The sequence below is a fragment of the uncultured Enterovirga sp. genome (assembly GCF_964242715.1).
Lineage (GTDB): Bacteria > Pseudomonadota > Alphaproteobacteria > Rhizobiales > Beijerinckiaceae > Enterovirga.
This window is the reverse complement of the sequence record NZ_CAXTAZ010000039.1, coordinates 20780-47229: the sequence shown is the minus strand read 5'-3', so window position 1 is coordinate 47229 and position 26450 is coordinate 20780. Positions and strand designations below refer to the sequence as shown.

The following is a 26450-nucleotide window of genomic DNA, read 5'->3' as shown; positions in this document are numbered from 1 at the left end:
AGCAGGCGTGGCAGCAGCAATAGTCGAACTCGATGCCCTGCCCGATCCGGTTCGGGCCGCCGCCGAGGATCATGACCTTTTTGGCGTCGCTCGGCCGGGCCTCGTCGGCCATGCCGCCCGCGAAAGGCGGCGCGTAGGTCGAGTACATGTAGGGGGTCGGCGAGGCGAACTCGGCCGCGCAGGTGTCGATGCGCTTGAAGACCGGACGCACGTCGAGGCTGTGGCGGAGCGCCCTGACCTCGGCCTCCCGGGTCCGGGTCAGGACCGCGAGCCGGGCGTCGGAGAAGCCGGCCGCCTTCAGGGCCCGGAAGGCGCCGGGCGTGCGGGGCAGGCCGTGGGTCTTCACCCGCATCTCGAGATCGACGATGCCCTGCAGCTGCTCGATGAACCAATGGTCGATGCGGCAGCTGTCGTAGATCTCCTCGTGCGACCAGCCGAGCCGGAGCGCCTGGGCGACCTGGAGCAGGCGGTCCGGCGTCGCGGTGCCGAGCGCGGCCTTGACGGCGTTGTGGTCGTCGCCGCGGCCGAGCCCCTCGATCTCGATCTCGTCGAGGCCGGTGAGCCCCGTTTCCAACGAACGAAGGGCCTTCTGCAGCGATTCCTGGAAGGTCCGGCCGATCGCCATCGCCTCGCCGACGGACTTCATCGCGGTCGTCAGCGTCGGCTCGGCGCCCGGGAATTTCTCGAAGGCGAAGCGCGGGATCTTCGTCACGACATAGTCGATCGTCGGCTCGAACGAGGCCGGGGTCGCCCCGCCCGTGATGTCGTTGTCGATCTCGTCCAGCGTGTAGCCGACCGCGAGCCGGGCCGCGACCTTGGCGATCGGAAAGCCGGTCGCCTTCGAGGCGAGCGCCGACGACCGCGACACGCGCGGGTTCATCTCGATCACGATCATGCGGCCGTTCGCCGGATCGACCGCGAATTGCACGTTTGAGCCGCCCGTCTCGACCCCGATCTCGCGCAGAACCGCTATCGAGGCGTCCCGCATGATCTGGTATTCCTTGTCGGTCAGCGTCAGCGCCGGCGCGACGGTGATCGAGTCGCCCGTATGAACCCCCATCGGGTCGACGTTCTCGATCGAGCAGACGATGATGCAATTGTCCGCCCGGTCGCGGACCACCTCCATCTCGTATTCCTTCCAGCCGAGGACGCTCTCCTCGATCAGGACCTCGTTCGTCGGCGAGGCGTCGAGCCCGCGCTCGACGATGTCCAGGAACTCCTCGCGGTTATAGGCGATGCCGCCGCCGGTGCCGCCCATGGTGAAGGAGGGCCGGATGATGGCCGGGAGGCCGATCTCGAACAGCGCCTTCAGGCCTTCGCCGAGCGCATGCTCCTGGTACCGCTTGCGGCGGTCGTTCTCGCCCCGCGCCCAGGCGGCCTCGTAGGCGGCGAGCGCCTCGGGCCCCTTCGCGGCCGCCCCGTCGCGGTCGGCGAGGTAGCGGGCCCGGTCGGCCTTCTTCAGGTCGGATGCGTTGGCGAGGCGCGACTTCGGCGTCTCGAGCCCGATCTTGGTCATCGCCTCGCGGAAGAGCTGCCGGTCCTCGGCCTTGTCGATTGCGGCCGCGTCCGCCCCTATCATCTCGACGTCGAACCGGTCGAGCACGCCCATCTTCTTCAGCGACAAAGCCGTGTTCAGCGCCGTCTGGCCGCCCATCGTCGGCAGGAGCGCGAAACCCTTCGCGCGGTCGCCCCGCTCCTTCTCGATGATCTTCGCCACGATCTCGGGCGTGATCGGCTCGACATAGGTCGCGTGGGCGAGATCCGGATCGGTCATGATCGTCGCCGGGTTCGAATTCACCAGGACGATCCGGTAGCCCTCGGCCTTCAGCGCCTTGCAGGCCTGGGTGCCGGAATAGTCGAACTCGCAGGCCTGCCCGATGATGATCGGCCCCGCGCCGATGATCAGGATCGTCGAGATGTCGGTGCGCTTGGGCATGGTTCATCCACACGCGCGCTGGGCCGGGCGCGCGTCAGGTCAGGCAGGGAGATGGGCTAAGGCCGCCGTGTAGCAGGGTGGGCCGGGGAGGGGAAGGCGGGCCAAGCCGACTCTCCTCCACCCCTTCTCGGGTGAGGAACCAGGGCGCACGCTTCTCATGGGTCAGCTCTCGGTCGATGGGAGAGCGGATGGCACACGTAGCTGATGGGTTCCGCCCGGCGGATACTCGCTCGCTAGCCTCGGCCTAGTGGCCGAGCGACACTCGACGCTCCCAAGAAGGACCCTCGTCATGATCTATTCGACCGCTACCATCCCGGTGAATCCGGAACGTGAAACCAAGCTGACCCGTGCGCAGACATGGGCTGGCCTGGAACTCAAGGCCCGCGACGCCCGCCTATTTCTCCCGCCGGGTCTCTGCACGCGCTGCGACGTTGTCGAGGAGAGCGCGACCCATTTCGTCCGCGAAGCCACGATCGGCGGTGCTGACCTCCGCGAGCTCATCACTCTCGAGCACGGGAACAAGGTCACCTTCTTTCAAGCAACCGGTCCGCGCGAAGGCGCGATCATCAACGAACTGCTGGAGGATGAGGCGGGTGCGCTCCAGCTCCGCTTCTACTGCTATCTCGGTCTTCGCGACAAAGCGCCGAACGGCCCCGAGGAGCAGGCCGAACAGGCGCAGTTCGACAGCGACAAAGGCTACACAGCCGCCCTGCTGTCCACGTTAAAGCGCACCCGCGAGCTGGTCGCCGAGGGCCGCCTCTAGCGATCCAACGCCATCAGCCGGTGAATTGCCACCCCGAAGGCAGCTCGCTCTCCGACCAGGGAACCGGACGATGCGGGCATCGCCACGTCCTATCGACGCCTTCGATCCTGCCGGACGTGATCCAGGAGGGCCCGGAGCTTCGGCGCCATATTCTGGCGGCTAGGATAGTACAGGAAGAACCCCGGAAAGCACCGGCAGTATGACTCCAGGACAGAAACGAGATCGCCGCGGTCGAGATAGGGGCGAAACGTCTCCTCGAGGCCGAAGGTGATCCCGGCTCCCGAGAGCGCCATGCGGATCATGAGTGCCATGTCGTTGGTCGTGACCTCGGGCTCGACGTCGACCGCGAAGTCTCGGCCCGCTTCCGTGAACTCCCACCGGAACGGCGCGGCGCGTGGTGCCGGACGCCATCCAACGCAGCGATGCGCGGCGAGTTCGCGGGGATGGGACGGCGCTCCGCGACGGGCCTGGTAGTCAGGCGCACATACGGCAAGCTGCCGTTGGTCGTCCGAAACTGGCAGCGCGATCATGTCCTGCTCGATGACCTCGCCGAGCCGGACGCCGGCATCATAGCCTTGCGCGACGATGTCGATCTCGTCGTCGGTCACAAGCACGTCCAGCTGAACGTCCGGACAGGCTTCCGCGAAGCCGCACAGGAGCGGGCCTGACAGGAAGCTCTCCGCGATGGATGACACGACCAGGCGCAACTGGCCGCGGGGTCCTGCCCGGAGGTCGTGCGTGGCCTCCATCGCCGTCCGGATGTCGACCAGCGACGGGGTGATCTCGGCATGGAGACGCTCGCCGGCCTCGGTCAGCCCCACGCTCCGGGTCGTGCGGTGGACGAGCGTGATGCCCATCGCACTTTCCAGCCGCTTGATGGTCTGGCTGACCGCCGACCTGGTTACGCCCAGACGGTCCGCTGCCGCCCGAAAGCTTCGTTCCTCCGCAACCAGCACGAAGGTCGCAAGGGCATTCAGGTCAGGTGTCATTGGTGAGCGAAGCTAACCACCATGGCAATGGAATGCCAGATACACACGACAGATCCGAACGCCTACCTCATCCATCACAGAAGGCGTCGAGCGAAGGAATCTCGCTCGACGTCGGGAGCGGTCGAAGAGGCAGGCGATGGCAATGGACAAGGTCGTTCTGGTGACAGGCGCCTCGAGCGGGATCGGCGCCGGCATCGCCCGCGAACTCGCGGCGGCGGGAGCCCGGCTGATGCTCGGCGCGCGTCGCACGGACCGGCTCGAGGCCCTTGCCGCAGAACTCCGGCAGGCCGGCGGCACGGTCGCAAGCCGTCGCCTCGACGTGACGAGCCGGGAGGATGTCCTCTCCTTCGCCGAGGCCGCCCGGCGGGAGTTCGGCCGGGTCGACGTGATCGTCAACAATGCGGGCGTGATGCCGCTGTCGCCCATGGCGTCCCTGAAGGTCGACGAGTGGGACCGGATGGTGGACGTGAACATCAAGGGCGTCCTCTACGGGATCGCCGCAGTCCTGCCGGAGATGATCTCGCGCGGCTCGGGCCACATCGTGAACATCGCCTCGGTCGGCGCGCTCACGGTCTCGCCGACCGCGGCGGTGTATTGCGCCACGAAGCACGCCGTCCGCGCCATCTCGGACGGTCTGCGCCAGGAGCGGACCGATATCCGCGTCACCTGCATCCATCCGGGCGTTGTGGAGAGCGAACTCGCCGACACGATCACCGATCCGGTCGCGGCCCAAGCCATGGAGACCTACCGCGCAATCGCCCTGCAGCCCGACGCCATCGGACGAGCCGTGCGGTTCGCGCTGGAGCAGCCGGAGGATGTCGACGTGAACGAAATCGTCGTGCGTCCGACGCGGGCGCCGCACTGATGCGAGCGCCTCCTTTCGTCCTGGCGACGACCCTGGTCGCGGCTCTCGTCACCCCTGCCTTCGCGGAGAATTCCATGACGCGGGCCACGCATCTCTATGCCGGCATGTGGGTCACGGACGATGGCCGCATCCGCCACGAGCTCCTCGCCGGTGGCCGCTACGTCGAGGCGCGCGGCACGCGCGAGTCCGCGTATCAGGGCCGCTATGAGGTGCGGGGCACCCGCATCGAATATTGGGACGACACAGGCTTCACCGCTGATGGCAGTTTCGTCGACGCCGACACGCTCCATCACGGAGGCATGGTGCTGCGCCGACGTGCAAGGCCGTCGGCTCCGCCGCAGCCATGACCCCAGGTATCCCCGGCCCGGATAGCCGCGTCGCGGGATCGATCAGGTCCCTCTCCAGCAGCTTTCGACCAGGAGCATTCCATGACATCCCTTCGCTTGCCCCAGCCACGTTCGATCCCGGGTCGCCGGCTTGCTCTTGCCGCCTCCATCATGATGGCTACGGTTCCCGCGCTCGCATCTCCCGGCGCATCGGACGCCGCCGTGACGGCCCGCAACGAGGGCATCGTGCGTGACGCGTTCCAGCGATGGACCGCAGGGGAGAACGTGTTCCCGATCCTCGTCGCACCGGACGTGGTCTGGACGATTCCGGGCTCCGGCCCCGTGGCCGGTACCTACCTCGGACTGCAGGACTTCGTCGAAAAGGCGTCGCGACCGCTCGTCAGCCGGCTGGCGACCCCTCTCGTGCCTCGGGTCCATCACATCTGGGCGGTTGGGGAGAGGGTCATCATCCGCTTCGAAGCGTCGGCCACGACGACAGGGGGCCACCCCTACCGCAACCAGTTCGTCTGGATTTTCCGGATGAAGGACGGCCAGGTGGCCGAGGCCGAGGCTTTCCTGGATCTCGTCGCCTATAAGGAGGTCGTCGACAAGAACGAGCCTCGCCCGTGAGCGGCCAGCACGAGGTCCTCGCCGCGCAGGACCGGGAGAGCGTTGCGCTCGACCCGGCCTGCCGCCTTGTCGCCCGCATCCTGTGCTAGGCGCGGGACGCGTGTCCGCCTGCTGGCCGGCTTGCTCCCCCTGCCTGGATCGCTATGGCTGGCGCCCCCGCCACCGACGAGTCCGCCATGCCGCTCGATCCAGCTCTTCGCGACCGCATCACGACCTCCGTGGCGGAGGGTTTCGCCGACCAGGTCGCCTTCACGCAGGGGCTGATCCGGTTTCCGTCGGTGCGGGGCGAGGAGCAGGCGATCCAGGATCATCTGTTCCGGGCCTTTCGGGAGCGCGGGCTCGCGATGGACCGGTTCTCGATCGACCACGCGGCGATCGCCGGGCATCCGGGCGGCTCGAAGATCTCCGAGGCGCATTCCGAGGCGCCGATCGTGGTCGGCATCCATCGGCCGCGGGCGGAGACGGGGCGCTCGCTGATCCTGCAATCCCATGTCGACGTGGTGCCGGCCGGGCCGGCCGACATGTGGAGCGCGCCGCCCTTCGACCCCGTGATCCGCGGCGACTGGCTCTACGGACGCGGCGGGGCTGACATGAAGGCCGGCGGGGCCGCGAACCTCTTCTGCCTCGATGCCCTGCGCCGGATCGGGCTCCAGCCGGCCGCCACCGTGACGGTGCAATCCGTCGTCGAGGAGGAATCGACCGGCAACGGCGCGCTGATGACGCATCTGCGCGGCTACCGGGCCGACGCCGTCCTGATCCCGGAGCCGGAAGACGAAAAGCTCGTCCGGGCGAATACCGGCGTGCTCTGGTTCGAGATCGAGGTCCGGGGCATGCCGGTCCATGTGCGCGAGATGGGCGCCGGCCAGAACGCGATCGACGCGGCCTACCGGGTCGTCGGCGCGCTCCGGGCGATCGAGGCGCGCTGGAATGCCGACAAGGCCGGCCGCCCGCATTTCGAGGGCGAGGACCACCCGATCAACCTCAATATCGGCCGGATCGAGGGCGGCGACTGGGCCTCCTCCGTCCCGGCCTGGTGCCGGCTCTCCTGCCGGATCGCGATTTACCCGGGCGTCGCCGCGGCGGACGCCGCACGCGAGATCGAGGCCGCCGTGACCGCCTTCTCGCGGGCCGACCCCTTTCTCGCCAACAACCCGCCGCGGCTCGGCTTCAACGGCTTCTTCGCCGAGGGCTACGTGCTGGAGGAGGGGTCCGAGGCCGAGCGCGTGCTGGGCGAGGCGCACCGGTCCGCGACCGGCTCCGAGCTCGAGAGCTTCATGACGGCCGGCTATCTCGACGCCCGCGTCCACGCCCTCTACGACCGCGTCCCGACGCTCTGCTACGGCCCGGTGAGCCGCAACATCCACGGCTACGACGAATGCGTGAGCCTCTCCTCCCTGCAGCGGATCACGACCGCGATGGCGCTCTTCGTGGCGGAATGGTGCGGCGTTGAGCCGGTCGCCTGATCCCGACCTCGCAGCCCTTACGGCTGACGACAGGGTCCTCTGGAGCGAGGACGTGCTTCGCTTCTGCGACACGGACGCGAATGGCCACGTCAACAACGCCGCCTTCGCGATGTTCTGCGAGAGCGGCCGGGTCAACGCGCTGCGCTCCGTCCTCGGAGAGACCTGTGGGGCCGACACCTTCTTCTCGGTCGCGACGCTGACGATCCATTACCGGGCCGAGCTGCATTACCCGGGACGGGTCCGCTCCGGCACCTGGCTCGCCCGGCTCGGCACGAGTTCCGTGACCTTCGCCCAGGTCCTCCTCGACGACGGCGGCCGGCTCGCTGCGACCTCCGAGGCGGTCGCCGTGCTGATGGATACCGCCACCCGCCGCCCCCGCGCCTTCCCGCCCGCCTCGCGCGCGGTCGTGGAGGCGATGCTACGTTGACCCGACCTCCCTCTTCGCGTCCTGAACCACCCACCGGGATCCTGACACCATGTGGCAGCCGACGACACTCTATCCCGATCCCGCGATCGAGATCCTGGACGAGAGTTTCGCGAAATACCGGATCTTCTCGGCCGGGGTGGAGCGGCTCGCGACGGGCTTCCGCTGGTGCGAGGGCCCGGTCTGGTTCGGGGACCATCGCCAGCTCGTCTGGAGCGACATCCCGAACGACCGGATGATGCGCTGGGACGAGGAGACCGGCGCGGTCTCGGTGTACCGCCAGCCCTCGAACTGGGGCAACGGCAACACCCGCGACCGGCAGGGCCGGCTCGTCACCTGCGAGCATGGCCGCCGGGTCACCCGCACCGAATATGACGGCACGATCACAATCCTGGCCGACAGTTACCGGGGCAAGCGGCTCAATTCGCCGAACGACGTCGTCGTGACCCGCGACGGCTCGATCTGGTTCACCGATCCGGCCTTCGGCATCCTGGGCAATTACGAGGGCCGCGTGGCCGCGCCGGAACTGCCCCAGAATGTCTACCGGATCGACGGCGCGACCGGCGAGATCACCGCCGTCGCCGAAGATATCCGCGGACCGAACGGCCTCGCCTTCTCGCCGGACGAGAGCGTCTTCTACCTCGTCGAATCCCGCGCCGCGCCGAACCGGCTGATCCTCGCCTACGACGTCGGCGAGGGCGGCCGGGCGATCGCGAACCGGCGCACCTTCATCGATGCGGGGCCCGGTACGCCGGACGGGTTCCGGGTCGATGTCGACGGCAATCTCTGGTGCGGCTGGGGCATGGGCTCGCCCGAACTCGACGGCGTCGTCGTTTACAATCCCGACGGACGCCTGATCGGCCGTATTCGGCTGCCCGAACGCTGCGCCAATGTCTGTTTCGGCGGCGCCATGCGGAACCGCCTGTTCATGGCCGCGAGCCAGTCGCTCTACGGGCTCTACGTCAACACGCAGGGCGTCGCCGGGGGGTAGATCCCGTTTCGACCGGCCAGGGGCCGCCTCTCGAAGGGTCGGCGGCTGAGGACCGCGCTAGGACCCTGCAGCGGCTCGCGGCAGCGGCTCAGGGTGAACCCGCTCCATCGTCATGGCCACCGTGACCGTGCAGACGCGCTGCTTGTTCTCGTTCCGCACCTCCACCGTCACGTCCCGGGCATGCCTCTTCGGAAGGCGATCACGACCGATGCTGGCCGCCGATTCCGCGGCCTCATGTTCCGCGGCAGAGAGGTCGGGCATCTCGATCCCTTCCTCATCCTCGTAGAACGTGTCGCCCTCGCGGACGTCGAAATAGAAGATCGGCAATGCAAGGCCTCGCTGTCCGGCTAGGGCGGGCGGGGCTTAGCACAGGCGGAACTCGACCGCCCGGTAAATACGCTCCGGCCGCCAGGGTAAAACACAAAAGCTGCCTGGCCTGTGCAGTCTAAAGTGCCCGGCGGCCTTTCGCGGCCTCCATGTCGACATCGGTCAGGATCGCGCGGGCGACGCTTTGAAGGCGGTCGCGCTCCATCGCGGCCGAGACGACGTAGCCGTAGCCGTCATCCACCCAGCTGAAGGACGAGACCTCGCCGTCGCGCAGGAAGTTCAGCGCGCTTTCCCCGGCCTGGCCGGACCGGACATAGAGCGTCAGGCGCGACCCGGCCCGGTCGGCATACATGAGGAGGGCTGCGACCTCGCGCCCGGCCGGCAGCAGCCGGCCGCCGACCAGGGTCAGGCCGAACCGCTCCTCCAGGTCGGGTATGACGAGGCGTCGCTTCAGGCGTTTCGAGAGCCATTGCGCGAGATGCGCCTCCTCGCTCGCCCGGACCTCGACCGGATGCACCTCCTCGACCACATAGGTCCGGTAGGCCGACAGCGCCTCCTCGGCCATCGCCGCCCAGGCCCTGCCGGCCAGGGGCCGCGGGCCGCCGACAAGGTCGCGAGCGTACCAGCCGGTCGCGCCCCCGAGGGCGAGAAGCAGACAGGCCGCGGCCGCGACAGCGATTCCGCGCCGCAGCCGGCGCCGGCCTTCGGCCCGGATCGCGGCGACGCGGAGCCGGGACGGCACGGGCTCCTCGGCCTTCGGGGCAAGCCGTTCGCGCAGGGCCTGAACCAGTTCGCGGTCGTGGCGCAGCTCCGCCTCCGCCTCCGGCCGGCCCTCGAGATAGGCCGCGAGTGCAGCCTGTCGGTCCGGCCGCAGGCGTCCATCGACATAGGCGGAGAGGTCGTCCTCTCCGACCGGGCGACCGCCGTCGCTCATTTGACCCTCCGGAGGACCGGCGGGGCGGCCGGCTCCACCAGGCGGCGAAGCCGCTCGCGGCCTCGGCTCAGCCGCGACATCACCGTGCCGATCGGCACGCCGAGCACCCGGGCGGCCGCCCCGTAGGACAGCTCTTCCACCCCGACGAGCAGGATCACGGCGCGCTGGTCGTCCGGCAGCCGGTCGAGCGCCGCCAGGATGTCCCGCACGCCCGTGCTGCTCTCCTGGTCGGAGCCGGGCAAGGCGATGTCGGCCGCATGGTCGAGTTCGACCCTGAGCCCCTCCCGACGCCGGCGCCGGAAGCTGTCGACGAAGAGGTTGTGCAGGATGGCGAAGAGCCAGGCCCGAAGGTCGCCCTCCCGGCGTCGAAGCGCCCATCGGGCGACGGCGCGCTCCAGGCAATCCTGGACGAGATCGTCGGCCGCCTCACGGTCGCGCACGAGTGCCCAGGCGTAGCGCCTGAGCGCCGGGATGTGGCGCTCGAGAAGGGTCGATATCTCGTCCATTCAGGCCGGGATCAGGGCTGGGCGACGTGCCAGACGCTGTTGACCCCGTCTCCGGTGACGTCGCCGACCTTGCTGTCCTTGACCCAGGTGTAGAGCGGCTTCTCCCGGTAGGCCCATTGCTTGCCGCCGTCGTCGCGCGTGACGATGGTCCACGCGCCCATCGGCTTGTCGCTGCCAGAGGCCATGAGCGGCGGCCAGTTGGTTGCGCAGGCGCCGTTGCAATTCGACTTCCCGGCAGCGTCCCGGTCGAACACGTAGAGGGTCATGCCCTTCATATCCACGAGGGTCTTGCCCTTCGCGGTGTCGGCGGTCCGGGCCGGCTCCATCCCCTGGGCCTGCACGGCCGGGCCGGCCGCCAAGATGCCGCAGGCCGCGGCAGCCACGAGCAACAATCTCGACATGGTCCATCTCCTCCGATCGGATGATCACACGGGAGACGCCCGCGCGCGCCCTCTATTCCGTGGCCGCCCGAGAAACAGCGTTGCGCCCGGTGCAGGGCGATGCCTGGGGATGACGCATCGGTGATTCGCCCCGACTCTTGCGCCCGAGTCAGACGTTCAGGTAGTCCTAACCCAGCCGGGCGCGAGCATCTGGTCCGGCCATCCTGATCACGGAACGCGTTCATGTGAGCGCTGTCGGACATCGTCCGCCCGCGAGGATGAAGGATTCGCTCCCCGGCGGCGGCGGGGCACCGAGGAGGCGGCGACATGACGGATGCAGTGACGGGGTGGACGGATTCGCGCGTCGAGCTCCTGGGCAAGCTCTGGGGCGAGGGGCTGAGCGCGAGCCAGATCGCGGCTCTTCTCGGAGGCGGCGTCACCCGCAACGCGGTGATTGGCAAGGTCCACCGGCTCGGCCTCTCCGGTCGCGGCAAGACCGGCCAGCCGGCCGCTGCCCGTCCCGCGAGGCCACGCTCGCCGGCCAGCCCGATGCCGCTCGCCGACGTCGCCGCAGGGGTCGAGACGGGCGTGAATGACGGCCCCGCGCCGGCCGAACCCGTCCGGGAGATCGCGCCGGCCGTGGTGCGGCTGCCCGAGCCGATGATCCCGGTGTCGGAACGCGTCTCCATCCTCGACCTTCGGGATTCCATGTGCCGTTGGCCGCTCGGGGACCCGTCCAGTCCCGATTTCGGCTTCTGCGGCGCGCGGGCCACCACCGGCGTGCCCTATTGCGACGCGCATTGCCGCATCGCCTATCAGCCGGCGGCGGAGCGCAAGCGCCTCAGGGCGTGAAGGGTCGCCACGCCGTCATTCCGGGGCTCGCCTGTCCGGCGTAGCCGGCGGGCGAGAACCCGGAACCCGTGGCCCGCACGCCGTGGCTACCTTCCATTCGGTCGGCGCTTCCAGGGGTTCCGGATCCGCGGAGCGCCGCTTCGCGCTGCACCTGGTCCGGAATGACGGCCTAGAACGTCAGCGATAGGTCTCGTCGAAGGAGTAGCCCGTCCCCCGGATGGTCCGGATCGGGTCCGGCAGGCCGTCGTGATGCACGGCCTTGCGGAGGCGGCCGACATGGACGTCGACCGTGCGCTCGTCGATATAGGTGTCCCGGCCCCAGACCCCGTCCAGCAGCTGCTCGCGCGAGAAGACGCGGCCCGGGCTCCGCATCAGGAATTCGAGCAGGCGGAACTCGGTCGGGCCCAGATGAAGGTCGCGGCCGCCGCGCCTGACGCGGTGCTGCACGCGGTCGAGCTCCACATCGCCCTGACGGAGGAGGTCGGCGATCTCGGCCGGCTTCAGCCGCCGGAGCAGGGCCCGGACCCGGGCCAGCAGTTCCGGCACGGAGAAGGGTTTCACGATGTAATCGTCGGCGCCCGTCGCGAGGCCGCGCACGCGGTCGGTCTCCTCGCCCCGGGCGGTCAGCATGATGACCGGCAGCCGCTCCGTCTCGCGGCGCTGCCGGAGGCGGCGGCAGAGCTCGATGCCGGAGAGGCCCGGCAGCATCCAGTCGAGGAGGAGGAGGTCCGGGACCACCTCCCGCATCTTCAATTCGGCCTCGTCGCCCCGGGCGGCGCCGTCGACCACGTAGCCCTCCGCCTCGAGATTGTAGCGGAGCAGCAGCATGAGCGGCTCCTCGTCCTCGGCGACGAGGATGCGGGCAGCCATGTCAGGTCCCGGTCGGGTCGAGGTCGACCCGGGCTTGGCTCGCACGATCGTTCTTCGGCCGCTCGCCCGAGAGCGGCTGCCCGGTGACGAGGAAATGCACGGTCTCGGCGATGTTCGTCGTGTGGTCGCCGATCCGCTCGATATTCTTGCCGTAGAAGAGGAGGTGGGCGCAGAACGAGATGTTGCGCGGATCTTCCATCATGTAGGTCAGGAGTTCCCTGAACAGCGACGTGTAGAGCGCATCGATCGAGCCGTCGCGCTGCCAGACGTCGAGGGCGCGCTCGAGGTCGCGCTGGGCATAGGCGTCCAGCACGTCCGTCAGCTGCTGCATGACGAGGTCCGACATGTTCTGGACGCCGGTCATGATCTTCTTGGCCTGGAAGCCGTCGGAGATCGCGAGCGTGCGCTTCGCGCAGTTCTTGGCGAGGTCGCCGATCCGCTCGAGGTCGCCCGAGATCCGGATGGCCGAGACGACGTCCCGGAGATCGATCGCCATCGGCTGACGCCGGGCGATGGTCGTGATCGCCTTCTCCTCGACCTCGCGCTGGATGACGTCGAGCCGGGCGTCCGACGCGATCACCTGCTGGGCCAGCGGCTCGTCGCGACGCACCAGCGCCGTGATGGTGTCGGCCAGCATCTTCTCGCAGATGCCGCCCATCTCGGCGATGGACGACCGCAAGGTCTCGAGGTCGGCGTCGAAGGACGCGACGATGTGAGAGGACATTCTGTGTTCCCTACGTCCTGAGGCTGGGCCGGGCCGCTCGCCCGGTATCCCGCTCATGCCGGCGAAAGCCGGCACCCGGTCCGGCCGCGAGGTCTGGACCCCGGCTTTCGCCGGGGTGAGCGGAGGTGAGCCCGAGCGCCTTCACGACGCTCACCCGAACCGGCCGGTGACGTAATCGTGGGTCTGCTTCTTGGTCGGGTTCATGAAGATCTGGTTCGTCGGGCCGAACTCGATGACCTCGCCGAGATACATGAAGGCCGTATCCTGCGAGATGCGGGCCGCCTGCTGCATGTTGTGCGTGACGATCGCGATCGTGAACTCGGTCTTCAGCTGCTCGATCAGCTCCTCGACCTTGCCGGTCGAGATCGGATCGAGCGCCGAGGTCGGCTCGTCGAGGAGGATCACCTCGGGCCGCTGGGCGATGGTGCGGGCGATGCAGAGCCGCTGCTGCTGTCCGCCAGACAGGCCCATGCCCGAGCCCTTGAGCTTGTCCTTGACCTCACCCCAGAGCGCGGCTTTCCGCAGCGCCTGCTCGACGCGGTCGTCCATCTCGGCGCGGCCGAGCCGCTCCGTGAGCCGAATACCGAAGGCGACGTTGTCGTAGATCGACATCGGGAAGGGCGTGGGCTTCTGGAAGACCATGCCGACGCGCGAACGGAGCTCGTTCACGTCCGTGCCGGGCGCCAGGATGTTGCGGCCGTCGAGCAGGATCTCGCCCGTCGCACGCTGCTCGGGATAGAGGCTGTAGATGCGGTTGAAGCAGCGGAGCAGGGTCGACTTCCCGCAGCCCGAGGGCCCAATCAGCGCCGTCACCTGCCGATCGCGGAAGCCCATGTTGATGGATTTCAGCGCGATGGAATCGCCGTAGTAGAAATCGAGGTTGTTCACCCGGATGCGGTCGAACTCGGCCCGTGCGTGTCGCGGAGCGGCGGCCGGAGGCGGGGTTATCGCGGCGACTTCGACGCGGAGCGGTTCCGTGCTCATCGGGCGATCTCTTTCTTGATGACGAAGCGGGCGATGACAGACAGCGCCAGGATGGTCGCCGTGATGATGAGGGCGCCGACCCAGGCGAGTTCCTGCCAGTTGGTGTAGGGCGACAGCGCGAACTGGAAGATCGTCACCGGCAGGTTCGAGACCCCGCCGATCAGGGTCGGGCTGAACCAGAAATTGTTGTTCAGCGCCGTGAAGAGGAGCGGCGCCGTCTCGCCCGCGATCCGGGCCATGGCCAGGAGAATGCCGGTGACGATACCGGCCCGTGCCGCCTGCCAGCTGACGAGCGTAATGACGCGGGAGGTCGGGGCGCCGAGGGCGGCGGCGGCTTCGCGGAGGCCGTTCGGCACGAGCCGGAGCATGTCCTCGGTCGTCCGCACGATGACCGGGATCGCGATGATGGCGAGCGCGAGCCCGCCCGCCCAGCCGGAATAGGTGCCGAAGGGCGCGACCGCGAGCGTGTAGACGAAGAGGCCGATCAGGATCGAGGGCGCCGACAGCAGGATGTCGTTGATGAAGCGGACGACGGAGGCGACCTTCGAGGTCTTGGCGTATTCGGCCAGGTAGGTGCCGGCCATGACGCCGATCGGGGTCGCGACCGCGATCCCGAGGAAGGTCAGGATAAGAGAGCCCAGCATGGCGTTGGCGAGTCCGCCGCCGGTGGTGCCAGGGCCGGGCATGGACGCCGTGAACACGGCCGGGCTCAGCGCCGAGATCCCCTGGATCACGAGCATGCCGAGGATCCAGCCGAGCGCGGCGACGCCGATGATCGTGAAGATCAGGCAGGTGACCTTGAGCGCCTGGTCGGCGATGCGGCGGCCGGGCCTGACCCGGCCCCAATCGGGAGCGGCGTCGGAGGGAGGCGGCGTGGTTGCGACGGTGGCCATGGTCCGCCTCCTATCTCTGGCCGACGCGGGACACGAGGATCCGGGCGACGATGAGGACCGCGAAGGTCACGAGGAACAGGATGCAGCCGAGCGCGATGAGCGCGTTCAGCTGCAGGTCGGCCGCCTCGTTGAACTCGTTCGCGATCCGGGACGCGATGGTCGAGCCCGGATCGAAGATCGAGCCCGAGAGCCGGTTCGCGTTGCCGACCACGAAGGTGACGGCCATCGTCTCGCCGAGCGCCCGGCCGAGCCCCAGCATGACGGCGCCGATCAGCGCGACCCCGGTCTGCGGCAGCAGGACGTGCCGGACGACCTCCCAGGTCGTGCAGCCCATGCCATAGGCGCTCTCGCGCAGGATCGGAGGGATCTGGTCCAGCATGTCCCGCGTGATGGAGGCGATGAAGGGGATGATCATCAGGGCCAGGATGATGCCGGCCGTGAAGATCCCGGTCCCGGACGGGACCTGGGAATAGAAGATGGTGCCGACCACCGGGACGCCTTCCACGACGGAGTTCAGCGGCACCTGGAGATAGTTCGCGAGGAGCGGCGCGAAGACGAAGAGGCCCCACATGCCGTAGATGATGGACGGGACGGCGGCGAGAAGCTCGACCGAGGTCCCGATCGCGCCCTTCATCCATTTCGGCGAGAGCTGCGTCAGGAAGATCGCGATGCCGAGCGAGATCGGCACGCCGATGACGAGAGCGATGAGCGACGAGATCAGCGTCCCGGCGACCGCGGGCCAGGCGCCGAAGGTCTCGGTGCCGACATTCCAGGTCGAGCCGGAGAGGAAGCCGACGAAGCCGAACTGCCGGAAGGCGGGCCAGCCGCCATAGATGATCGAGCCGAGGATGCCGGCGAGGACCAGCAGCACCGTCGCGGCGCTGGCGAAGCTGAGCCACCGGAAGATGCGGTCGAAGCCGGCATGCGAGATCCGGGGACGATGGACAGTGTCTTGGTGAGCCATGACCCGGTCTGTAGCAATGGCTGACACCGAACGCTCCTGATCAGTTCCGAACGCTTTTGCGGGCTCGCGAGGCGCGGACCCTGAACCACCCCATCCGAACGGCCGGATGAGGTGGGTTGTAGGTTCCGCCGGCGCTGCGCGCCGCCCGGAACCTCGTGACGTCGAGTTACTGAGTCTTGACCGGCGCGAACGCCTTGGTCTCGATCTCGGTCACGAGCTTCTGCGGCAGGGCGACGTAATCGAGGTCGGCCGCCAGCTTGTCGCCCTTTTCGAGGGCCCACTTGAAGAACTTCACGACTTCGGCAGTCTTCGCCGGATCCTTCGCATCCTGCGGGAGAAGCACGAAGGTGGGGCCCGCGATCGGCCAGGATTCGTCACCCGGCTGGCTGGTCAGCGAGATCCCGAAGCCGGGCTGGGAGTTCCAGTCGGCGCCGGCCGCGGCAGCCTCGAAGGCCTTCGCGTCGGGCGACACGAACTTGCCCGCCTTGTTCTCGAGCAGGGTGTGGGTCATCTTGTTCTGCTTGGCGTAGGCATACTCGACATAGCCGATCGCGTTCACGACCTGCTTCACGGTCGCGGATACGCCTTCGTTGCCCTTGCCACCCTGGCCAACCGGCCAGTTAATGGCAGTGTTGGCACCGAGCTCAGACTTGAAGGAGCTGGACGCCTCGGAGAGGTAGGTGGAGAAGATGCTCGTCGTCCCCGACCCGTCCGAGCGGTAGACCGGAGTGATGTTGGCGTCGGGAAGCTTCACGCCCGGGTTGATGGCGACGATCTTCGGGTCGCTCCACTTCTTGATCTGGCCCCGGTAGATGTCGGCCAGGATCTCGCCCGTCAGCTTCAGCTGGCCAGGCGCGACACCGGCCATGTTGACGACCGGAACGACCCCGCCGAGCACGGTCGGGAATTGCGTCAGCTTGGCTTCGGTCAGCTCGGCGCCCTTCAGAGGAGCGTCGGTCGCGCCGAAATCGACCGTGCGGGCCTTGATCTGGCGGATGCCGCCGCCCGAGCCGATCGACTGATAGTTCACGGTGATGCCGGTCTCGGCCTTATAGGCCTCGGCCCATTTCGCGTAGACGGGATACGGGAAGGTCGCGCCGGCCCCGGTGATGGTCTGGGCGGCGGCAGGCGCCGCGACGACGAGAGCGGCGGCGAGGCCCGCCGCTGCGAAAAGGGTTCGATTCATGGTGCTTGTGGCTCCAAAGGGCCTGTTGCGCCCAAAAGGACGCGGTTCGTACCGACGGGCCCAGGCTGTCCCGCCCGGTCGTGCCGGTCGAGTACGGGGCCCTGGCTGCGGTCGTATGACATCCCTATGACAGTTGGATGACAGCGGCCGGAGTCAGATGCGGGCCGCGGTCCCGGGGCCGACGGGAAGCTGCACGCGTGCCGTTGCGCCCTCGCCCGGTTCGCTCTCGATCGCGAGGCGCCCGCGATGGCGGCCGACGATGTGCTTGACGATCGCGAGCCCGAGGCCCGTCCCGCCCTGGGTCCGGCTCTCGGCCACGTCCACCCGGTAGAAGCGTTCCGTCACCCGGGGCAGGTGTTCGGGCGCGATGCCCGGGCCATGGTCTCGGATCGTGAGTTCGAAGACACGGCCGTCCTCGGACCGGTGCAGCCCGATCTCGATCCGGCCGCCGCTGCTGCCGTATTTGAGGGCATTCTCGACCAGGTTCTCGACGACCCGCAGGAGCTCGTCACGGTCGCCCAGGACCTCGAGCGGCCCGTCGTCGAAAGCAAGGGCGATCTCGACCCCGCGTTCGCGCGCCAGCGGGGCCATCACCTCGATCATGTGATGGACGAGCGGCCCGAGATCGATCGGGGTGACCGGCGCGACATGGGCCTTCAATTCGACGCGTGAGAGCTGGAGCAGGTCGTCCACGAGCCGCGCCATCCGGTTCGCCTGGCCCCGCATGATGTCGAGGAAGCGCTCGCGGGCGGCGGGATCGTTCCGGGCCGGCCCTTTCAGGGTGTCGATGAAGCCGGCGAGCGAGGCCAGCGGCGTGCGGAGTTCGTGGCTCACGGTCGCGATGAAGTCGACCCGCATCGATTCCAGGCGCCGCTCGGCCGAGAGGTCGCGGAAGAACAGCGCCAGGGTCTCGCCCTCGCTGCCCGGCGCGCCCAAGAGACGCAGCCGGACCTGGTAGACCGGATCCGCGGCCGAGAGCCCGCCGAATTCCACGTCCCGGCCCTCGCCGGACCGGAAGGTCTGGCGGATCGCGTCCAGCACCTGCGGCGCGCGGAGCGCGAAGGCGAGCGGCTGGCGCGACCGCAGCCCCGGCACGATCGCTTGCGCCGCGACATTCGACTCCGTCACGACGGCCCGCCGGTCGACCACCACCACGGGGTCTGGCGCGGCCGCGAGCAGGTCGTCCGCGGGCGCCGTCTCGTCCCGCTCGCTCGGTTGCGCCTTGAGGGGGGACGGGACCGGCCGGAGCAGGGCCGCGACGGTGAGCGCCGTGAGTGCGGCCGCGCAGACGAGCATCCCGTAATCGTCTCGCGAAAGGCTGGCGGCGGCCAGCACGGAGCCGAGACAGAGCGCCGACAGGAGGAGAAGAGCGCTCCCGAGCCTGGAGGGCCGGCTGCCCTGGTTTCTCTCGACCTCCGTCATCGCTGCAGCCCGTGCCGACGCCACGGCGCCTGGAAGGGTGCGGGCCCGGTCGCGCCGCCTCGCCGCGTCACAGCTCGCATGCTCGCGGCCCTGGTCGGACCGGCGCGCCGGACGTGGTCCGGGCCGAGGTGTCGGAGGTCCGCATCGCGCGCCAGCCCAGCATCGTCCATCTCCCGCTCGTCGTCATGGAGCAGATGAAGCTGTTCGAAAAGCATGCGGCCATGCGGGGCCTTTCCTCCACGGCAACCTGGATCACCCTCACGAGCGGCGGTGCCTCCACGGACGCGATGCTCGCCGGAAGCGTCGATCTCGTGACGAGCGGCGCCTCGAACCTGCTTCTCCTGTGGGAGAAGACCCCGGCGAGGTGAAGGGGGTCGCGGGCGCCTCCGCCATTCCGACCGTCCTCGTCACCCGAAAACGTGAAGCCGCCGGCGGATGCACCGAGAAGGACCGGATCCGGTGCCGACTCTCGAGGTGTCGGTGCAGCCTCCCGTCGGATGACCTAACCCGGGCGGCTCCTCTCCTCCTCGACCAGCCGATCCCGCCGCCACAGCGAGGGGAACAGCCGCGTCCACAGGAGCGCGACGCCGACTGTGCCGATCCCGCCGAGGACGACGGCCGGCACCGCCCCGAGCCAGGCCGCGAGGAGGCCGGATTCGAACTCGCCGAGTTCGTTCGACGCGCCGATGAAGACGGTGTTCACGGCCGCGACCCGGCCCCGCATCGCGTCCGGCGTCTCCGACTGGACCAGCGTCAGCCGCACCACCACGCTGACCGTGTCGGCGGCCCCGGCCACCAGCAGGCACAGCATGGAGAGCGCGAGCGTGGTGGAGAGGCCGAAGCCGATCGTGGCAAGGCCGAACACGACGATCGCACCGAACAGGACATGCCCGACATTCCGGTCGAGCGGCCGCGTCGCGAGGTATGCGGACATCGCGACAGCGCCGACCCCGGGCATGGAGCGGAGGAGGCCAAGACCGACAGGCCCGGTATGCAGGATCGTCTGGGCGTAGATCGGCAGGAGCGCGGTCGCGCCGCCGAGCAGCACCGCGAAGAGATCGAGCGAGATCGCTCCGAGAAGAAGCGGCCGCGACCGGATGAAGCCGATCCCGGCCAAGACCGTCCCCCAGGTGAGCGCGCGCGGCTCGTGCGGCGGCGCCCGGTGCGAGATCGTGGCGATCGCGATCGAGGCAGCGACGAAGAAGACGGCCGCCGTGCCGAACACGGTCTGCGGCCCCAGGATGTAGAGGAGCCCGCCGGCGGCGGGGCCCAGCACCGTCGCGCTCTGCCAGGAGGTCGCCGCCAGCGTGATCGCCCGGCCGAGGAGAGGGCGCGGCACGAGGTTCGGCAGGAGCGCCTGAGAGGCCGGGTTGCCGAAGGCCCGCGAGGTGCCCGCCGCCACGATCAGGGCGTAGATCAGCCAGAGGGAGCGCTCGCCGGCATAGGCGCAGAGGACGAGCCCGGCGGCCGCGAGCGCATTGCCGGCATAGGCGGCGGCCAGGACGCGCCGCCGGTCGAAGCTGTCGGCGACGTGGCCCGCGACGAGGGCGAGCCCGATCGCCGGCAGAAACGCGGCGAGACCGGCGAGGCCGAGCGCCAAGGCGCTTTGGGTCAGGTCGTAGACGAGCCAGCCCACCGCCACGTTCTGCATCTGCAAAGCCGCGCCCGACAGGAAGCGGGCCAGGCAAAACCTCGTGAAATCAACTTGCCGGAACAGGCTCCAGGCCGTCCCTCCCGCCGCGTCCATCAGCGCCCTTCCGGTCACACCTCGGCTCCGATAGCGCGACCGGGTCCGGATGGCGATTGTCCCGCGACCGCCCCGGCGCTAGGAGCGAAGACGGCTCGGAGACCGGCAGGCAGGCCGGTCGGGCCGTCACGGGATCGCTCATGCGCAACGCCCTCAGACTGGCGCTCCTTTTGGCTGCTGCCGCCACCGTGGCGGGCTGCGCCTATTACCCCGTTCCGCCGGACCCGATCCGCTACGTCACCTCCCCGGCGGACATCACGACGTGCCGGCGGCTCGGGAATGTCGGCCTTGCCCGCACCGACGGCGTCGGCGAGATGGATTATTCGGAGCTCACCGCGATCCTGCCGAACGACGGCAGCTACGGCCGCGGCTACGGCCTCGCCCGCGGCGGTTATGGCGGCGCCGAGATCCCGGGCCCCCATTTCGCGGTCCGGCTGAACACGATGCGGGACGCAGCGGTGACGCTCGGCGCGACCGACCTCTACCTGAAGAAGCGCATCTACCGCGATTACTCCTATGTCGAGGGGCTTGCCTACCGCTGCCCACGCTGAGGCCGCGCGACCCCGACGAGGGCACGCGGGCCCTGGGCCGAGGCACGCAGCCCTCGGCTGAGGCCTGACCGCAACGGTTTCGGAACGCTTCGCGGGCAGGATCAGCGCGTGCGTCGACCACCGCCGGCCACAGAGCAGCCGGAATGGGTCTCGACCTCGCCACGCTCAGCATCTCGACGGTCTTCGTCACGGCGCTGGTCGGCATCCTGCTCATCTTCTCCTGGTGGCAGAACCGGAGCGTCGGCGCGCTCGCCTGGTGGGGATCGGGCCTCGTCCTCGCGTCCCTGTCCTGCGTCTTCCTGGCCGGACGGGCCATCTTTCCCGGCTGGCTCTCGATCGGGTTCGGTAACGCGCTGCTGTTCTCGGCCTTCGGGTTGTTCTGGGCAGGGTGCCGCGTCTTCGAACGGCGCCCGATGTCCTGGATGGTGGTCTTCGCGGGGGCGCTCCTGTGGCTGGCGGCCTGCGGCGTTCCGGACTTCTACCGGTCCTTCAGCTACCGCGTCGGGCTGTCGTCGGTGATCACGAGCAGCTATGCGCTCTTGGGCGCCTGGGATATCTGGCGGGGACGGTCGGAGAGGCTCGTCTCGCGCTACCCGCTGGTGGTCATCCTGGTCGCGCATTCGGCCATGGTCCTCTCGCGCTATCCCACGCTCGGCCATTGGGGCTTCCCGGACGAGCGCATGGTGTTCACCAAGACCTGGGTCGTGGCCCACGCCTTCGAGGGCCTGATGTTCGCCGTGACGAGCGCGTTCCTGCTTCTCGCGATGACGAAGGAACGGGTCGAGTGGGAGCAGCGCACGATCGCCTCGCGCGACCCGCTGACCGGGATGCGGAACCGGCGCGCCTTCCTGGCCGAGGGCCGGGACCTCCTCGACCGCGCGCGCCGCGCCGGGACGACCTCTGCCCTGCTGCTACTCGACCTCGATCATTTCAAGCACGTGAACGACCGGTTCGGCCACGGGGTCGGCGACCATGTGCTGCGCGGCTTCTGCGGCGCGGCCCTGCGAAGCCTCCCGGCGGACGCCCTCTTCGCCCGGATCGGCGGCGAGGAATTCGGCTGCCTTCTGCCCGGACACGACGAGGCAGGGGCGTCGCGGGTGGCCGAAGAGGTCAGGGCCGCCTTCGCGTCCTGCCGGTTCGAGGCGAACGGACTCGGCTTCGGGGCGACGGTCAGCATCGGCATCGCGACGAGCGACGATGTCGGCCATATCATGGACGCTCTCCTGGCGGCCGCCGACGTCTCCCTCTACAGCGCCAAGGATAACGGCCGGAACCGGGTCGCGACCCTCGGCGACCCTGCCCTTCCGTCGGAATACAGGCCCGTCGGACCCTTCCCGATCGCGGCCTGAACGCGTCCGGCCAACGGCCGGGCTTGCGCCGGGGCGGGCCCGGCCCCATCACCCGGCCATGGCCGACGGCGACAACTCCCAGCGCCAGCCTGCTCTGCCGATCGACTCGGCCCTTCCGGACCTGCTCTCCGCCCTTGCGGCCGGGCCGAGCGCGGTCCTGGTCGCGCCGCCCGGCGCCGGCAAGACGACCCGCGTGCCGCTTGCTCTCGTCCAGGCGCCCTGGCTCGACGGCCATCGCATCATCCTCCTCGAACCGCGCCGGCTCGCGGCCAGGGCGGCGGCGGACCGGATGGCCTCGACGCTCGCCGAGCGGGTCGGCGACACCGTCGGCCTCCGGGTCCGGCTCGAGACCCGGGTCTCCGCCCGGACCCGGATCGAGGTCGTGACCGAGGGCGTCTTCACCCGCATGATCCTCGACGATCCGGGGCTGGACGGCATCGGGGCCGTGATCTTCGACGAGTTCCACGAGCGCTCGCTCGATGCCGATCTCGGCCTCGCGCTCGCGATCGAGTCGCAGGGCGCGCTCCGGCCCGACCTGCGCCTCCTCGTCATGTCGGCGACGCTCGACGGCGCCCGCGTCGCCGCTCTCCTCGGCGACGCGCCCGTGATCCGCTCCGAGGGCCGCGCCTTTCCGGTCGAGACGCGCCATCGCGGCCGCGACCCGTCCCGGCGGATCGAGGAGGATGTCGTCGAGACGATCCTTCTGGCGCTCCGGGCCGAGCCTGGCTCCCTGCTGGTCTTCCTGCCGGGCGCGGGCGAGATTCGGCGCGTCGCGACCGCGCTCGCCGAGCGCCTGCGCGATCCGGCCGTCGAGATCGCGCCGCTCTTCGGCGCGCTCGAACGGGCCGAGCAGGACCGGGCCATCCGTCCGGCCTCGCCCGGGCGCCGCAAGGTCGTGCTCGCGACCGCGATCGCGGAGACCTCGCTCACGATCGAGGGGGTGCGGGTCGTGATCGACAGCGGCCTTGCCCGGGTGCCGCGCTACGAGCCCGGGATCGGCCTCACCCGCTTGGTCACCGAGCGGGTGTCGCGCGCCTCCGCCGACCAGCGCCGCGGCCGCGCCGGCCGGACCGAGCCCGGCCTCTGCTACCGGCTCTGGGAGGAAGCCGCGACCGGAGCGCTCGAGCCCTTCGGCCGGCCCGAAATCCTCTCGGCCGACCTTGCCTCCCTCGTGCTCGATTGCGCCGAATGGGGAGTCCGCGATCCCGCTGCCCTGCCCTTCCTGGATCGGCCTCCCGGGCCGGCTCTGCAGGAGGCCAAGGCTCTCCTCACCGAACTCGGCGCGATCGACCTGGAGGGCCGCATCACGGCAGCGGGACGCCGGCTGCAGGCCCTGCCGCTGCCGCCGCGCCTCGCCCGCATGGTCGTGGCCGGCGCGGAGGGAGGGGCGGCGCGGGAGGCCGCGACCCTGGCCGCGCTTCTCGTCGAGCGTGGTCTCGGCGGCGACGCGGCCGACCTGGAGGAGCGGCTCGACCGTCTGCGGAGCGACCGGTCCGGCCGGGGCGCAGAGGCCCGGCGGCTGGCGGATGGCTGGGCCCGGATCGCGTCGGCCGGACGCCCTGCTGCCCCGACGCAGAGCGCGGAGGAGGACGGCATCGGCCGATGCCTCGCGACCGCCTATCCGGACCGGATCGCCCGGGCCCGTGGCGCGCCCGGCGAATACGTCATGGCGAATGGGCGGGGGGCCCGGATCGAGCCGCATCTCGCGCTGGCGCGCGCGCCCTTCCTGGCGGTTGCGGAGATCGCCGGCGCGGCGGCCTCGGCCCGCATCCTGGCGGCCGCCCGGATCACGCCGGCCGGGATCGAGGCGGTCGCGGGCGAGCGCATCGTGCAGCGCGACGAGGTTTCGTTCGACACGGCCTCGCGCTCGCTCCGGTCCCGCGCGACGCGCCGCCTCGGCGCGCTCACGCTGTCGGACCGGCCGCTGCCCGTGCCGAAGGACGAGGCGGCTGCCCGCGCGCTGGCCCGAGGCCTCGCCGGACTCGGTTCCGCCGCCTGGCCCTGGTCGCCCGCGACGCGGCAATGGCGCGACCGGGTCCTCTTCATGCGGTCGGCCGAGGGAGACACCTGGCCGGACCTGTCGGACGATGCCCTCGCCCGCGAGGCCGAGAGCTGGCTCGCCCCGCATATCTTGGGCAAGTCGGGGCTCGCCGAATTCGGCCCCGGCGACCTTCGCGCGGCCATCGAGGACCTCGTGCCCTGGTCCCTGAGGCGGCGACTGGACGAGGAGGCCCCGACGCATCTCGTCGTGCCGACGGGCTCGGAAATCCCGCTCGACTATGCGGCGGAGGGAGGCCCCGCGATCTCGGTCCGAGTGCAGGAGCTGTTCGGCCTCGTGCAGCACCCGACCGTCGCGGGAGGCCGCATCCCGCTCGTGCTGAATCTCCTGTCGCCGGCCGGGCGACCGATCCAGGTGACCCGCGACCTGCCGGGATTCTGGCGCGGTTCCTGGGCCGCCGTCAGGTCCGAGATGCGTGGCCGCTATCCTCGCCACCCCTGGCCCGAGGACCCGGCCGGCGCCGAACCGACCCGGCGGGCGAAGCCACGCGGGACGTAGCCGGTCGCGCCGGGATCAGGCCCGGGCGCGGGCCGAGAGGCGGCGTCCGGGAGCCTTGCCGGAGATGTCGACCGGGCCCTGGCTGCCGAAGGCGCCGTCGGGGCCGAGGCCGCGCAATTCGGCCGAGATCCGGAAGCGGCCCTCGTCCTCGTCGTGCACGCGGAAGAGATGGTAGCCGGCCCGGTGGGTCAGGGTGCCGCCCCGCGCCGAGGCGCTAGGCGCCCCGACCACCGGGACAGGACGATCGTCGGGCCCCACCAGCATCGCGAGCGAGCCCGTATGGTTGTGGCCGTGGATGACGAGATCGGCCCCGACCCGCCCGATCATGGCCTCGAACCGCTCGGCATCGACCAGGTTTCGGCCGGCCGGCGCCCCGCCGACATGCGGCGGATGGTGGATCAGGACGACGCGCAGCAGCGGTTCCGGCGCAAGCGCCTGGAGCAGAGCCTCGGCATGTTTCACCTGGGTACGGCCGAGCTTGCCGCTCGCCACGAAGGGCGCCGTTGGTATGGCCGAGGACAGCCCGACGAAGGCGACCGGTCCGCGGCGCCGGACGAAGGGAAAGCGCGTGAGCCCGGGCTCGTCCCCGACCGCATAGGGGTCGAGCGCCGCCATCAGGCCTTCCAGCGAGCCATACACATAGGCGTCGTGGTTGCCGGGCACGAAGGTCACGGTCTCGGGCGTGCCGAGACCGTCGAGGAAGATGCGCGAACTCGGCCATTCGCTGGCGAGGCCGAGATTGCAGACGTCGCCCGTGCAGATGATGTGGTCCGGCGCCTGTTCGCGCAGGTCGCTGACCAGCGAGGCCAGAAGGTCCATGTCATGGGCATCGCGCCGACCGCGACGCCAGTTCACATAGCCCGTGATGCGCTTGCCGAGCAGATGTTTGAGCGCCGGCCGCGGCAGCGGGCCGACATGCGGATCGGTCAGGTGGGCGAAACGGAACATGTGCCCGACCTCGCCCGGCGACCGGATCGGCGTCAAGCCTCGTTTGAGACGCCCCCGGAGGCTCGCCGCTTCCGTCGAATCAGGACAGGCTGGCGGGGAGCAGGGTCGAGCGAATCTTGTTGTCGCTGAGGTCGAGAGACGGGGACCAGGCAAAAGCCGGCTTGCGGTTCAGGACCGACAGGATGAAGGAGACCAACATGAGCGAAATTCCAGTCAAGCTTGACCTTATTTAGCTCTGCGCTCAGTGCACGCCAAATGCCAAGTTGAGGGTCCAGCCATGCTCATTCGACATGGACTTGGTCATCGATCGGTAACAACTCGGGAGTTCAGGTGAGACAGGACGGCCGTCTGAACCCTGTCCTTCGGGGCGCCCTGCACACCTGGTTCAGGCTGTCGCGCGGTCTCACCCTCGGGGTCAGGGGCGCCGTGATCGACGGCCAGGACCGGGTGCTCCTTGTCCGCCACACCTATGTGGGCGGCTGGCACATGCCGGGGGGTGGCGTGGAGGCGGGCGAGACCGCGGGCGAGGCCCTCGTACGGGAGCTGACCGAGGAAGCCGCGATCGCGATTACGCACCCTCCGCGGCTGCACGGCATGTTTTTCAACGGCCACGCCTCCCGGCGGGATCACGTCCTCGTCTATGTAGTGCGGGACTTCCTCGAACTCGGCCCGAAGGCCCCGGACCGCGAGATCGCCGCCACCGGGTTCTTCCCCCTCGCGGAACTTCCACCCGACACCACGCGCGGGACGCGGGCGAGGCTCGACGAGATCGTGTCGGGCCGCGCGCCCTCGCCGCACTGGACGTGACGCGACCGGCGCGAGGACCCGACCGGTCCCGGCCGCGTTGAGACGCGACGGCCTGCCCTCGC

28 protein-coding genes are annotated in these 26450 nt (G+C 69.6%); 13 read left to right on the top strand and 15 right to left on the bottom strand.

What is annotated here, in order from left to right; genetic code table 11:
- On the bottom strand, positions 1-1936 hold a 1936-nt coding region (gene carB, locus ACFE87_RS17730; RefSeq protein WP_375460977.1), incomplete at its 3' end, for a carbamoyl-phosphate synthase large subunit.
- 289 nt (positions 1937-2225) lie between these two features.
- Between carB and ACFE87_RS17725 the strand changes: the two genes are divergently transcribed.
- The gene (locus ACFE87_RS17725; RefSeq protein WP_375460976.1) at positions 2226-2699 is read left to right on the top strand and encodes an AtaL-like protein; all 474 of its coding nucleotides are present in this window, start codon (positions 2226-2228) and stop codon (positions 2697-2699) included.
- 89 nt (positions 2700-2788) lie between these two features.
- Here the strand turns inward: ACFE87_RS17725 and ACFE87_RS17720 are convergent, their stop codons facing one another.
- Positions 2789-3688, bottom strand: a complete 900-nt coding sequence (locus ACFE87_RS17720; protein ID WP_375460975.1) for a LysR family transcriptional regulator — start codon at positions 3686-3688, stop codon at positions 2789-2791.
- A 136-nt stretch (positions 3689-3824) separates the two neighbouring features.
- On the opposite strand from ACFE87_RS17720, the gene ACFE87_RS17715 reads away from it, so the two are divergent.
- From ACFE87_RS17715 to ACFE87_RS17690, 6 genes are all read left to right on the top strand, one after another.
- A complete protein-coding gene (locus ACFE87_RS17715) occupies positions 3825-4553 on the top strand; it encodes an SDR family oxidoreductase (protein ID WP_375460974.1) in 729 nt (242 codons plus the stop codon).
- Positions 4553-4900, top strand: coding sequence for an Atu4866 domain-containing protein (locus ACFE87_RS17710; protein WP_375460973.1), 348 nt, complete (start codon positions 4553-4555; stop codon positions 4898-4900). Before ACFE87_RS17715 ends, ACFE87_RS17710 begins: the two co-directional genes overlap by 1 nt.
- Before the next feature lie 81 nt (positions 4901-4981).
- Entirely contained in the window at positions 4982-5509 is a 528-nt protein-coding gene (locus ACFE87_RS17705; RefSeq protein WP_375460972.1) for a nuclear transport factor 2 family protein, read from the top strand.
- Positions 5510-5685: 176 nt separating this feature from the next.
- Positions 5686-6972 carry an ArgE/DapE family deacylase gene (locus ACFE87_RS17700; protein ID WP_375460982.1) on the top strand — a complete coding sequence of 429 codons (1287 nt, stop codon included), beginning with the start codon at positions 5686-5688 and terminating at the stop codon, positions 6970-6972.
- Positions 6956-7399, top strand: coding sequence for an acyl-CoA thioesterase (locus tag ACFE87_RS17695; protein WP_375460971.1), 444 nt, complete (start codon positions 6956-6958; stop codon positions 7397-7399). The genes ACFE87_RS17700 and ACFE87_RS17695 overlap by 17 nt, the downstream gene beginning before the upstream one ends.
- Before the next feature lie 49 nt (positions 7400-7448).
- Positions 7449-8387: an SMP-30/gluconolactonase/LRE family protein gene (locus ACFE87_RS17690; protein ID WP_375460970.1), complete on the top strand. Its 939-nt coding sequence runs from the start codon at positions 7449-7451 to the stop codon at positions 8385-8387.
- Between the two features lie 57 nt (positions 8388-8444).
- Here ACFE87_RS17690 and ACFE87_RS17685 read toward each other — a convergent pair whose 3' ends face one another.
- The 4 genes from ACFE87_RS17685 to ACFE87_RS17670 all read right to left on the bottom strand — a co-directional run bounded on the left by ACFE87_RS17685 (position 8445) and on the right by ACFE87_RS17670 (position 10555).
- On the bottom strand, positions 8445-8714 hold the full coding sequence (locus tag ACFE87_RS17685; RefSeq protein ID WP_375460969.1) for a DUF6894 family protein: 270 nt from the start codon (positions 8712-8714) through the stop codon (positions 8445-8447).
- A 118-nt stretch (positions 8715-8832) separates the two neighbouring features.
- Positions 8833-9648: an anti-sigma factor family protein gene (locus ACFE87_RS17680; RefSeq protein ID WP_375460968.1), complete on the bottom strand. Its 816-nt coding sequence runs from the start codon at positions 9646-9648 to the stop codon at positions 8833-8835.
- Entirely contained in the window at positions 9645-10154 is a 510-nt protein-coding gene (locus tag ACFE87_RS17675) for a sigma-70 family RNA polymerase sigma factor (RefSeq protein WP_375460967.1), read from the bottom strand. Before ACFE87_RS17675 ends, ACFE87_RS17680 begins: the two co-directional genes overlap by 4 nt.
- A gap of 11 nt (positions 10155-10165) precedes the next feature.
- Positions 10166-10555, bottom strand: a complete 390-nt coding sequence (locus ACFE87_RS17670) for a hypothetical protein (protein ID WP_375460966.1) — start codon at positions 10553-10555, stop codon at positions 10166-10168.
- A 306-nt stretch (positions 10556-10861) separates the two neighbouring features.
- On the opposite strand from ACFE87_RS17670, the gene ACFE87_RS17665 reads away from it, so the two are divergent.
- On the top strand, positions 10862-11386 hold the full coding sequence (locus ACFE87_RS17665) for a GcrA family cell cycle regulator (protein WP_375460965.1): 525 nt from the start codon (positions 10862-10864) through the stop codon (positions 11384-11386).
- A gap of 177 nt (positions 11387-11563) precedes the next feature.
- Here ACFE87_RS17665 and phoB read toward each other — a convergent pair whose 3' ends face one another.
- The 7 genes from phoB to ACFE87_RS17630 form a co-directional block, all read right to left on the bottom strand.
- Positions 11564-12256 carry a phosphate regulon transcriptional regulator PhoB gene (phoB, locus tag ACFE87_RS17660; protein ID WP_375460964.1) on the bottom strand — a complete coding sequence of 231 codons (693 nt, stop codon included), beginning with the start codon at positions 12254-12256 and terminating at the stop codon, positions 11564-11566.
- 1 nt (position 12257) lies between these two features.
- Positions 12258-12980 (bottom strand): phosphate signaling complex protein PhoU, encoded by a 723-nt coding sequence (gene phoU / locus ACFE87_RS17655; protein ID WP_375460963.1) that lies wholly within the window; start codon positions 12978-12980, stop codon positions 12258-12260.
- 150 nt (positions 12981-13130) lie between these two features.
- Positions 13131-13964, bottom strand: a complete 834-nt coding sequence (gene pstB / locus ACFE87_RS17650) for a phosphate ABC transporter ATP-binding protein PstB (RefSeq protein WP_375460962.1) — start codon at positions 13962-13964, stop codon at positions 13131-13133.
- Positions 13961-14857 (bottom strand): phosphate ABC transporter permease PstA, encoded by an 897-nt coding sequence (pstA, locus tag ACFE87_RS17645; RefSeq protein WP_375460961.1) that lies wholly within the window; start codon positions 14855-14857, stop codon positions 13961-13963. The genes pstB and pstA overlap by 4 nt, the downstream gene beginning before the upstream one ends.
- A 10-nt stretch (positions 14858-14867) precedes the next feature.
- Positions 14868-15821 (bottom strand): phosphate ABC transporter permease subunit PstC, encoded by a 954-nt coding sequence (pstC, locus tag ACFE87_RS17640; protein WP_375460960.1) that lies wholly within the window; start codon positions 15819-15821, stop codon positions 14868-14870.
- A 166-nt stretch (positions 15822-15987) separates the two neighbouring features.
- The gene (pstS, locus tag ACFE87_RS17635) at positions 15988-17007 is read right to left on the bottom strand and encodes a phosphate ABC transporter substrate-binding protein PstS (protein WP_375460959.1); all 1020 of its coding nucleotides are present in this window, start codon (positions 17005-17007) and stop codon (positions 15988-15990) included.
- Between the two features lie 153 nt (positions 17008-17160).
- Positions 17161-18429 (bottom strand): sensor histidine kinase, encoded by a 1269-nt coding sequence (locus tag ACFE87_RS17630; RefSeq protein ID WP_375460958.1) that lies wholly within the window; start codon positions 18427-18429, stop codon positions 17161-17163.
- A 113-nt stretch (positions 18430-18542) separates the two neighbouring features.
- Here ACFE87_RS17630 and ACFE87_RS17625 point away from each other — a divergent pair, with 113 nt between their 5' ends.
- Entirely contained in the window at positions 18543-18797 is a 255-nt protein-coding gene (locus tag ACFE87_RS17625) for a hypothetical protein (RefSeq protein WP_375460957.1), read from the top strand.
- Positions 18798-18931: 134 nt separating this feature from the next.
- Here ACFE87_RS17625 and ACFE87_RS17620 read toward each other — a convergent pair whose 3' ends face one another.
- The gene (locus tag ACFE87_RS17620) at positions 18932-20176 is read right to left on the bottom strand and encodes an MFS transporter (protein ID WP_375460981.1); all 1245 of its coding nucleotides are present in this window, start codon (positions 20174-20176) and stop codon (positions 18932-18934) included.
- Positions 20177-20316: 140 nt separating this feature from the next.
- Between ACFE87_RS17620 and ACFE87_RS17615 the strand changes: the two genes are divergently transcribed.
- The 3 genes from ACFE87_RS17615 (at position 20317) to hrpB (ending at position 24633) form a co-directional block, all read left to right on the top strand.
- The gene (locus tag ACFE87_RS17615) at positions 20317-20727 is read left to right on the top strand and encodes a hypothetical protein (protein WP_375460956.1); all 411 of its coding nucleotides are present in this window, start codon (positions 20317-20319) and stop codon (positions 20725-20727) included.
- Positions 20728-20870: 143 nt separating this feature from the next.
- On the top strand, positions 20871-22076 hold the full coding sequence (locus ACFE87_RS17610; RefSeq protein WP_375460955.1) for a GGDEF domain-containing protein: 1206 nt from the start codon (positions 20871-20873) through the stop codon (positions 22074-22076).
- Positions 22077-22134: 58 nt separating this feature from the next.
- Entirely contained in the window at positions 22135-24633 is a 2499-nt protein-coding gene (gene hrpB / locus ACFE87_RS17605; protein ID WP_375460954.1) for an ATP-dependent helicase HrpB, read from the top strand.
- A gap of 15 nt (positions 24634-24648) precedes the next feature.
- Here the strand turns inward: hrpB and ACFE87_RS17600 are convergent, their stop codons facing one another.
- Positions 24649-25581 (bottom strand): metallophosphoesterase family protein, encoded by a 933-nt coding sequence (locus tag ACFE87_RS17600; protein WP_375460953.1) that lies wholly within the window; start codon positions 25579-25581, stop codon positions 24649-24651.
- Between the two features lie 330 nt (positions 25582-25911).
- On the opposite strand from ACFE87_RS17600, the gene ACFE87_RS17595 reads away from it, so the two are divergent.
- Positions 25912-26388 (top strand): NUDIX domain-containing protein, encoded by a 477-nt coding sequence (locus ACFE87_RS17595; RefSeq protein ID WP_375460952.1) that lies wholly within the window; start codon positions 25912-25914, stop codon positions 26386-26388.
- Positions 26389-26450: the final 62 nt, after the last annotated feature.